This is a genomic window from Haliscomenobacter sp. (assembly GCF_040403615.1).
Lineage (GTDB): Bacteria > Bacteroidota > Bacteroidia > Chitinophagales > Saprospiraceae > Haliscomenobacter.
On record NZ_JBBAKG010000008.1, the window covers coordinates 106694 to 110736 of the forward strand.

General features: G+C 45.1%; 4 protein-coding genes. 2 read left to right on the forward strand and 2 right to left on the reverse strand.

Annotated features, from left to right (window positions below):
* Together ABW391_RS04545 and ABW391_RS04550 are read left to right on the forward strand one after the other, a co-directional pair.
* On the forward strand, window positions 1-464 hold a 464-nt coding region (locus ABW391_RS04545), incomplete at its 5' end, for a bifunctional heptose 7-phosphate kinase/heptose 1-phosphate adenyltransferase (RefSeq protein ID WP_353480646.1).
* 110 nt (window positions 465-574) lie between these two features.
* Entirely contained in the window at window positions 575-2155 is a 1581-nt protein-coding gene (locus ABW391_RS04550) for a T9SS type B sorting domain-containing protein (RefSeq protein ID WP_353480647.1), read from the forward strand.
* Between the two features lie 4 nt (window positions 2156-2159).
* Here the strand turns inward: ABW391_RS04550 and ABW391_RS04555 are convergent, their stop codons facing one another.
* Complete coding sequence (locus ABW391_RS04555) at window positions 2160-3254, reverse strand: aromatic ring-hydroxylating oxygenase subunit alpha (protein WP_353480648.1); 1095 nt, start codon at window positions 3252-3254, stop codon at window positions 2160-2162.
* 124 nt (window positions 3255-3378) lie between these two features.
* Window positions 3379-4043: T9SS type A sorting domain-containing protein (locus ABW391_RS04560; protein WP_353480649.1), on the reverse strand; the 665-nt coding region annotated here is incomplete at its 5' end.

A 4043-nucleotide genomic window follows, 5' to 3' on the forward strand; every position in this document is an offset into this window, starting at 1 on the left:
AACGCAACATCCCAACAGCAGTAGACCCCAAGTTCAACAATTTTTGGGCGTACAAACAAATTACGCTTTTCAAACCCAATCTCAAAGAAATTCAGGCACAAGCGCCAATGCCCGTGCAGGCTACCCTACCCTCTTTACAAGATGCAACGCAATATATTCGGAGTCAATTGGGCAACCAGCACACCTTGATTACCTTATCGGAAAAAGGGCTCTTTTGGGCAGCGGAAGGCAATACTGGTAAAATATTTCCAACTGTACCTCGCGCGGTAGCCGATGTATGTGGCGCCGGCGATACCGTGATCAGCATCGTTGCGCTGGGTTTGGGCTTGCACCTCGATCTGGAAGAGATTGCCGTTTTGGCCAATTTAGCGGGTGGCCAGGTTTGTGAAAAAGTAGGGGTGGTGCCAGTTGACAAAGCGCAGTTGCGACAAGAGTTCGAAGATATTTTGGGGACAAAAGTGTAAGAGTAGAGGTGAACGTGCCAGAAAAAAAGGTAATTTTATGGTTCAACTGTGCCCTAAGTAGTGGGGCAAAATGAAGGCTTATTTTTTTCGCCCCTAAAAGTTGTCACGACATGATTTGGAGACACCTATTAATTTCGCTGGGCTTTTTTTTCACCAATCAGTGGGTTCTCAATGGGCAGAGCAGAACGCTGGAAGTTTGCATCGACAGCATTATTACCTTTCGCGCTGCAGATTTTGCTTGCCCAGGCACCCGCATTTCAGAATTTAGAGTCAGCCAACCCATGCTGATCAAAAAATTCAAGACCGACAGTTTCCAGATTCAATTTAATTCAACTGGGTTGTTTTACATTTATGCACTTTGTAGCGACGGCACCCAAAACGCCTATAAAGTAAGCGTAAACGAATGCTCATCAGCTCAATGTGGTGGTCAAAACTTGGTGCCAAATCCCGGTTTTGAACAGTATGTGGAATGCCCGGAAAAAAAGTACATTGCTGGGTACATAAAAGGATGGAACAGTCTTCAACTCAATTACTATCAGAACCAGGTTGTTTCAGATTATTTTAATCTCAAATGTCAAATTAGCAATGGTTTGTACTTTGAGATGCCTCGTGATAATCCGCCACGCAGTGGAGATGGTATGTTGGGTGCTTTCCAATTCAAGTTTCAGGTGTATACGGTTATTTGGGATACCACAGGGCGCCTAAACAAAGGGTATTTGTACTGCAAATTGGAGCAAGCTTTGGAAATTGGAAAAACCTATTCCCTGAAATTCTACACCAAATATGCCCTATCAAGACAATTTCGCAACGGCAATATTGATCGGGTTGGAGCAGTGCTTTCAGTGCAAAATCCTGATCAACTTTTTTTAAACAATGGTCCCAATTCCAGTTACATCGGGCCAGCTCCAATTGTAGAAACCAAGCTGGGAAAAAACCTTACAGATTCTACTTTTTGGGTTCCGATTACCCGCACATTTGTAGCCGACAAACCTTACCAGTATTTAACCCTGGGCCATTTTAGTGCGCTTGATGAAAATACCATTAAAAACTTTTTCGGAGGATCTAATGCCTACAACGCCTATTACCTGTTTGATGATGTGACCTTGCAACAGGTAAATGAACCAGTCATACTCCCAAGTATAATCGACAGGGTTTGCCATCCAATGGATACTGGTTGGGTCATCAAAAAGCTAAATTGTAATTTTACCCAACAAATTCATCGCGTTTATAGCCTACTTCCTGATACTACGAAATTGTATCAATTCAACTGCAACACCTTGGATACAGGTCTGTTTTACACAACCCTCCGCACAGCCGAAGGTTGCGACAGCGTCCTGGCAATCCGAAAATACAATTGTGATACTGTTACAACTAAACCCAAAGACAAAAAATTGAATGTATTCATCCCAAATGTTTTTTCACCTGATCAAGATGGAATCAACGATAGACTTTCCATTTTCGTCAACGTCCCTAATTTGAAAGTCTATAGTTTTGCTATTTATAGCCACTTGAGTCAACGGGTGTTTTTTCGGGAAAACTTTGACCTCACATATGATGATTTTTTGGGCTGGGATGGCTATTTCCCCAAAGGTGATCCTGCCCCACAAGGAACCTATATCTGGGTGATGAGCTACCAAGATTTGGAAGGAAATTCACAGTTGAAAAGGGGAACTGTTTCGCTGATGCGCTGAATATTTACAAATTTGCCGCCAACAAGCGGTGAAAATGGTGTACACCTTGCTCCCGGGTAGGAGAAAACCGCCCAGTTTGATAAAATCGCGATTGCAAACCCCGGTACACATTTTCCACCACGTACTCGTCTTCCCGCTCTACCTTATCCAGGGCCGCCCCAGCTCCTTGTTCCAGTTTGCTTTCGTCGTATATGTATTGGATGAAACGAACCTTGCATTGCCGAATAGAAAGTGGTTTTACAATGTTGATACTCAAGCCCCAGGGGTAAAAATTGAACATCATGTTTGGGAAAATCCAAAAATAATAAGCCGCTACGCGCTTGCCATAATCGATGTGGCTCTCGGGCAAATCAAAACACTCGGTAGCAGCATCACCGATGCCTACCTGCAGATTGCAATGCTCAAAGATTTCGGTGTAATACGAGCCGTAATCCAATGCCTGATTCAAATCCGCATGTACAAAGGGAATGTGGAAACCTTCCAGGTAATTGTCGCAATACAAAGCCCAATGCGCATTGACCAGATAGTCTCGACTCAACTCTGAGGCGTGCCTGAATTGCTCCAGGGGCATGAACCCTACCCGTTGCTGCATGATGTTGATTACCTTCTGAAAATCAAAAGCAGGATCAAGCGAAACAAATGGAAATTGTGCCCAGGATATGCAGGGAGTTTCTGTCAAATGATCGCAGGCTCTGGGAAAATCGAGGGCTTCTTTAAATTCCGGCATGTATTCCATCTGGCCATTAAGGTCAAAACGCCTGCCGTGGTAGTTGCACACCAGTTTTTTGGGCGCACCGGGATGGTGCACCAAAAGGTTGCCCCGATGGGTACACACGTTGCTGAAGCATTGTACTTGGCCCTCGTTTCCACTGCGCAAAAACAAGGGTTCGTTTACAAAACCCGGCAAAAACTGAAAAGGAAAAACCGAACCGTTTTGTTCCAGGTTTTCACCCGTTTCAATCCATTGCCAACTGCGCGGAAACAGTTTTTCGCGCATCGCGTCAAAGACTTCCGTGTTGCGGTAGAATTCAGCAGGCAGGGTTTCTGCACGCTCGATGTCGGGGTGGATGGCGTAGGAGAAGGCTGGATTTTTTGGCATTGATCAGTATTTAAATCATTTATTCACATTATACAGGCAGCTTCGCTGCTTTGATTTTCCACCACCTTAGGAACTTCAGGCACCTAAGGTGGTGGAAAAATTACAGTAGCGAAGCTGCTTTTGGTTAAAAACCAATCCGTTGCATCTTTTTTGTTGCCGTATATCTGGTGCTTCGGAAGGTATAGTACAGCACTCCAGCGGGCAATTGCAATACTTCAAGATCGATTTGATTCAATCCCCGTTGGTAATTGCCCTTGAGGTCTTGCAATAAGCGGCCAGCTGCATCAAAGATCAACAAGTGCCCATCAGTGGCTTCTGGCAAGTAAAACCGGATCGAGGTTGCATCCTGGAAAGGATTGGGAATGTTTTGGTACAACTCGAAGGTTTGGGATTGAACCAGATTGTTGTTGAAGCGCAATTGGACGGGTTTGCGCTCGTCGGCAAAATCATAAGCTTCAGACAGCATGCGCCGTTGGCTCAAGCGCAAGATTTGACTGAGTTTGCCTGAGCTTTGTGCCCGAAACACCAGCGTAAATAGAACGGCATCTGGGTTCAATTGCGCCTGATCGGTATACCAATTGGTCGTGATGAGTCCTTCTTCTTTGAATATGCCAAAGTTTTCGGGCTTCGCCAGGCCATAGCGAATGTCCGTCAATTCGACTTGGTTTTTGGCGTAGCTCAAGCCGAACTGATACCCTTGTACCTGGGCAAGGTCTTTGGCCTCAAATGCAACCGCATATTCTTGTCCGGCTTGCAGTATTTGGTCATCCAAGTCAATCCAGAGGGGTT